General features: G+C 44.3%; 6 protein-coding genes. 1 reads left to right on the forward strand and 5 read right to left on the reverse strand.

Going from position 1 to position 4,950, the window contains the following annotated elements:
- Nucleotides 1–109: 109 nt before the first annotated feature.
- Together holA and K2G43_RS00355 are read right to left on the reverse strand one after the other, a co-directional pair.
- Nucleotides 110–1,129: a DNA polymerase III subunit delta gene (gene holA / locus K2G43_RS00350; protein ID WP_297645143.1), complete on the reverse strand. Its 1,020-nt coding sequence runs from the start codon at nt 1,127–1,129 to the stop codon at nt 110–112.
- A 66-nt stretch (nt 1,130–1,195) separates the two neighbouring features.
- Complete coding sequence (locus K2G43_RS00355) at nt 1,196–1,972, reverse strand: AMP nucleosidase (RefSeq protein WP_297645140.1); 777 nt, start codon at nt 1,970–1,972, stop codon at nt 1,196–1,198.
- An 83-nt stretch (nt 1,973–2,055) separates the two neighbouring features.
- Here K2G43_RS00355 and K2G43_RS00360 point away from each other — a divergent pair, with 83 nt between their 5' ends.
- Entirely contained in the window at nt 2,056–2,508 is a 453-nt protein-coding gene (locus K2G43_RS00360) for a type I restriction enzyme HsdR N-terminal domain-containing protein (protein ID WP_297645145.1), read from the forward strand.
- 148 nt (nt 2,509–2,656) lie between these two features.
- Here K2G43_RS00360 and K2G43_RS00365 read toward each other — a convergent pair whose 3' ends face one another.
- The 3 genes from K2G43_RS00365 to K2G43_RS00375 form a co-directional block, all read right to left on the reverse strand.
- Nucleotides 2,657–3,439 (reverse strand): porin family protein, encoded by a 783-nt coding sequence (locus K2G43_RS00365; RefSeq protein ID WP_297645137.1) that lies wholly within the window; start codon nt 3,437–3,439, stop codon nt 2,657–2,659.
- A gap of 11 nt (nt 3,440–3,450) precedes the next feature.
- Nucleotides 3,451–4,578: a PCMD domain-containing protein gene (locus K2G43_RS00370; RefSeq protein ID WP_297645134.1), complete on the reverse strand. Its 1,128-nt coding sequence runs from the start codon at nt 4,576–4,578 to the stop codon at nt 3,451–3,453.
- Between the two features lie 147 nt (nt 4,579–4,725).
- The coding region (locus tag K2G43_RS00375) for a C4-type zinc ribbon domain-containing protein (protein WP_300152593.1) at nt 4,726–4,950 on the reverse strand (225 nt) is incomplete at its 5' end.

Consider the following 4,950-nt stretch of genomic DNA (forward strand, 5'->3'; position numbering starts at 1 on the left):
TCAATATATTATACCCTATTTGAAGGTGTGAGATAAGAGCTGAAATAGAAAAATGACACAAAATAGAAGGTGGAATCCTCCATTTTGTGTCATTTTGATAGGATATTGTTTAATGCAGAATTTTGAAAACCAGTTCTCGCAGAAGCTCTCCATCGCTTAACGAAGAGTTTCCTACTCCCTTAGATTTTGCATCCGTATATCGAATCTCTCCGATGATTTGCATTGTTTTCACTCCACTATAGCGTCGTATGGCGGTTAGGTATTCACGCGCTTGCCAAGGTGTCTTCAATCCGATGAAACTTGCAACTCCTTGCTCTGACTTTTCAGGGGCATAATAGGCTAACATCAGGTTGGAGAAGAAGCCGAAAAGTAAAGATAAAGTCATTTGAATAGGATTTGTTTTGGGATTTTCTTCAAAATATTTTATTATCTTATATGCCTTTAATACGTCTTTTTCCACAAGGGCGCTACGCAATTCGAAGTTGTTGTAGTCCTTACTGATTCCAATGTTGCGTTCTATCTGTTCGGGGGTTACACGTGTCTGACCTTTTGGAAGCGTTATAATCAGCTTTTCCAGTTCTCCGGTAAGGCGACTGAGGTCAGTTCCTACAAAATCGGCAAGCATGGAAGTGGCTTTGGGCTCCAAGTCCACTCCCTTCCGTTTCATATATGAGGTGATGAAGGCAGGCAGTTGGGCATCCTTCACTTTCTTCGACTCAAACAATACTCCTACCTTCTCTATTTCCGCTGCCAGTTTCTTTCTTCTATCCAGTATGCCATGTTTGTGACATAACACTAAGATAGTCGAATTTAAGGGCTTCTGCAAGTAATAGGAAAGTTCTTCCATATTGCGTATGGCCTGCGCCTCTTTTACGACCACAACCTGATGTTCGGCCATCATAGGATATCGTTTGGCGGCATTGATGACGGTTGCAATATCGACGTCTGCACCATAGACGACAGTCAGGTTAAATTCTTTTTCGGTATCAGTAAGGACATTATTTATGATATAATCGGAAATAAGGTCGATGTAATACGATTCTTCACCCATCAGATAATAGACCGGACGATAATGTTTTGCCTTTAATTCTTTTAGTATATCGTCATAGGTTGTTTCTTGTTTTGCCATATAAACTTGAATGAAATGTGTCAATAATTGGGTTTGGATTAAGAGGGAAACGGAATTAGAATGCTGTTACCAATCAAACTTCAGATGCTTCACCGTCTTCTTCTCATCGATGATCATACGTAGGGAGGCGATGCCTATTTCAACGTGCTCTGTCACGTAGTTCTGCGTCACGAGGTTGTCGCTCTTGTCTGTTTTTACCCCTTCGGGAATCATGGGTTGGTCGGAAACCAGCAGCAAGGCACCTGTCGGAATATGGTTGGCAAAACCGCAACTGAACAGAGTTGCCGTCTCCATATCAACGGCCATAGCACGCGTTGTTTTGAGGTACTCCTTAAAGTGGTCATCGTGTTCCCAAATACGTCGATTGGTAGTATATACGGTACCGGTCCAGTAATCGCGGGCATAGTCGCGGATGGCCGAAGAGACGGCACGTTGCAACATAAACGCCGGCAAAGCCGGGACTTCGGGCGGGAAATAGTCGTTGGAGGTTCCCTCGCCACGGATGGCGGCGATTGGAAGAATCAAGTCTCCTATTTTGTTTTTCTTGTCAATGCCGCCACACTTGCCCAGAAACAGGCACGCCTTGGGTTGGATGGCACTAAGCAAATCCATAATGATAGCCGCATTGGGGCTTCCCATGCCAAAATTGATGATAGTCATGCCTTCGGCGCTGGCCGATGTCATATTGGCGTCTCTGCCTAAAATAGGCACATTGAATTTGTCGGCGAAGATTTCCACGTACTTATTAAAATTGGTCAATAGGATATACTCACCAAAATCTTCTATGGCACGCTTGGTATAGCGAGGAAGCCAGTTGGCTACTATTTCTTGCTTTGTTTTCATAAGATTTCATTAAATTTGCCCCCTCAAATAAGTGAAGGAACAATTGTTTAACTACAAAAATACAACAAAAAGTAGAATTGGAAATTAAGACAACACTGAATTTACCCTCTTTCGATGCAAAAATAGCTGTAAAAGATGGAAAGCGCACCATTTTTGATGTGATACGTCATAGGTATGTGGCTTTAACACCCGAGGAATGGGTACGCCAGCACTTCGTGCACTTCCTGCTGGAACACAAAGGATATCCTGCCGCACTTCTGGCGAACGAAGTGCAGGTGCAACTGAACGGCACTAAAAAACGTTGTGATACCGTGCTCTATCGCCGCGACCTGACCGCACGTATGATTGTAGAGTATAAGGCGCCTAAAGTCGTAATCACTCAGAAAGTGTTTGACCAGATTACGCGTTACAACATGGTGTTGAAGGTAGATTATCTGATTGTCAGCAACGGATTGCAGCACTATTGCTGCCGGATAGATTATGCACACAACAGCTATACTTTCTTGCAGGACATTCCCGATTACCAATCATTGTAATATCCGTCCCCTTGTCTGCCGGTACCTCTACTCCTTGCCGCAACCTTTTCTTTTAGAAAATTATTAGTGTCTGTTTTTGCGTCTGTACGGAAAGCCACCATACAGAGACATAAACAGACACTAAAAAAAGTGTTTGAATTCGCTATTTTTAGAAAGCATATCCGAAACCTACATTCAGGTAGATGGGGTACATGGCGAAGGTGATTGTCTTAAAATCTTTTTTGAAAATATCGTTCAATCCCCACGTCAGATCGGCAAATACATTCAGGTGCTTGAATGCACGCCAGTCCACTCCGGCCTGCACACCCCAGGCAAACTTGCGCAAATCTTCCGAAAAATCGTATGTGGCGATGGCACCGTCGGAGAAATTCACCTTCTCTCCCGTAGGGTTGTTCTCACGCAGATAACCTTCGTACACATATCCCGAAAACTCCTTGTCCATCAGATAAGAAGCATACAGGCCGGCTTTTACCCGGAAGCGTGAGTTTATCTTGTAAGCACCCAATACGGGAACGGTGATGTATGCGTTGCGCACCTTAGTCTGCACGCCCCCTGTCCAGTTGCCCTTCAGCCGGTTGCCGTCGTTTCCGATGATCTCCATACCGTAGTTCTTTACCATTGCCTTGGTAATCATATTTTTGGTTTCCAAGCGCACACCGGTTATCACTCCCCACTTTTTCTCTTCCCCCATCCATCTGATGGCATTTCCTTCTATCAACAAAGCGAGGGTCGGATTGTAAGAGTCAATGCTCCGTATCTCTACGGGTAACGGAAGCGGAGCTGTTCCACCAATGCTGATACCGGCTTTTATTTCATATTCCCATCCGTGAAGGGCTGCATTTATCAGGGTTTGGTTCTGGTTCTTCTGTGCATAGGCGTTAAAGTGTACTAATCCCGCCAATATAATGAGTGCTATTGTTTTTCTTATCATAAGGGTTGGTTTTATTCGTAAATCAGTTCTACTTCGTCTATCAGCAACGTGCTGCCCGGAGCACCTTCAAAGGTGTCGCCGTTCTTGCTCGAAGCAAAGGTAATGCCCAGCTTGTATTTGCCGGCCGCCAATTTGGCATTATCGATGGTTTTCCCGTAGCGATCATAATCGAAAGGTATATTGAAGTATTCCCATTTATCCGTTTCGTGTGGGTTGCTTATCAAGGCAAGTGCCACCATGTTGGGGTGTTCATAGTTAAGTTTCGGCAGGGTGCCGTCCAGCGTCTCCACATCCTCGGTCGTTTCGTAGAAGAAAGCATAGATGTTGAATATGTCTTTACGTGAAGTGTATTCACCATTTTCGTAGAATTTCTCACCAGCTTTGTATTTATAGTAACCAGTCAATCGTACGGGTTTACTATAGAAGGGGGTACCAAAGCGGGTGGCACCCAACGGATTGGAAAGCGCAGGGCCTATATTGAAATTGCCGAGGAAAAGGTTTCCTGCCGCAATGGGCATGTTCACCATGGCTCCCAAAGAACCGGTTGTACGGGTTTCCAGTTTGACACATTTTCCCACTTTTCCTTCTGCGTATTGCACCGTGGGGTAGTCTGCTATGGAAGCGTTCGGCATTGCTATCTTGAATCCGGGATTTCCGCTTGCCCATTTCAGCTCCTCGCCGTTGGCTTCTTCATAAAACTCATGATATTTGTCGCCACCGCTCAGCCGCACCTGCTCGAAGTGGAACATGGTAGGGATGTTGCTTGCTTTCTGTTCCCGAATAGTAATAGAATACGTACGATGCCACTTCTTGTCTTCCGATGTCACCGTATATTTCACCGGTTTCGTAAAATCCTGGCGGCTTCCGCTGGCAGGTTCGATGGTGGCGCCAGGGGTCAGTTCAAATTCAGGAGCCAATCCGTTCAGGTTGGTACCCTCTTTTACGTTGATTCGTATGGGGTAAGCGTTGACGATGTCATCGTATGAAGAATTCAATTCGATGTATGAATTTGCCAGAATGTCATTGGAAAATGATATACCGGTTATATCGGCTTCCGCATTCAGCGCTTCGTCTTTTATACACGATGTCATCCAGATTCCGAATAGTGAGTAAAGGATGAATAATTTGTTTAATTTCATGCTTTTTAATTTTGATTCTAGTTTATTCTCTTTTTGCAAAACTACTTATATTTTTCGTAACCACATGGGCTTATGGACGTTATTTAACAAAAAAACGGCCGCAGATACTCCTCTATGGCCGTTTTTTAGTAGAAATATGTTCTATATTTAATCTTCCGAACCGATGTGCACTATTTTCCTTTTGGCTCTTGTCGGCTTCTCTTTCACAACCTCTACTTTAGGTTCCGGAGCAATGCCTGCCAATTCCGGGTCAATCATAATGCGTCCGCAATACTCACAAACGATGATTTTTTTGCGTGAGCGGATATCCAATTGTCTCTGAGGCGGAATTTTATTGAAGCAACCGCCACAGGCATCGCGCTGTACATATAC

The organism is Bacteroides sp. (assembly GCF_029057325.1).
Classification (GTDB): Bacteria; Bacteroidota; Bacteroidia; order Bacteroidales; family Bacteroidaceae; genus Bacteroides.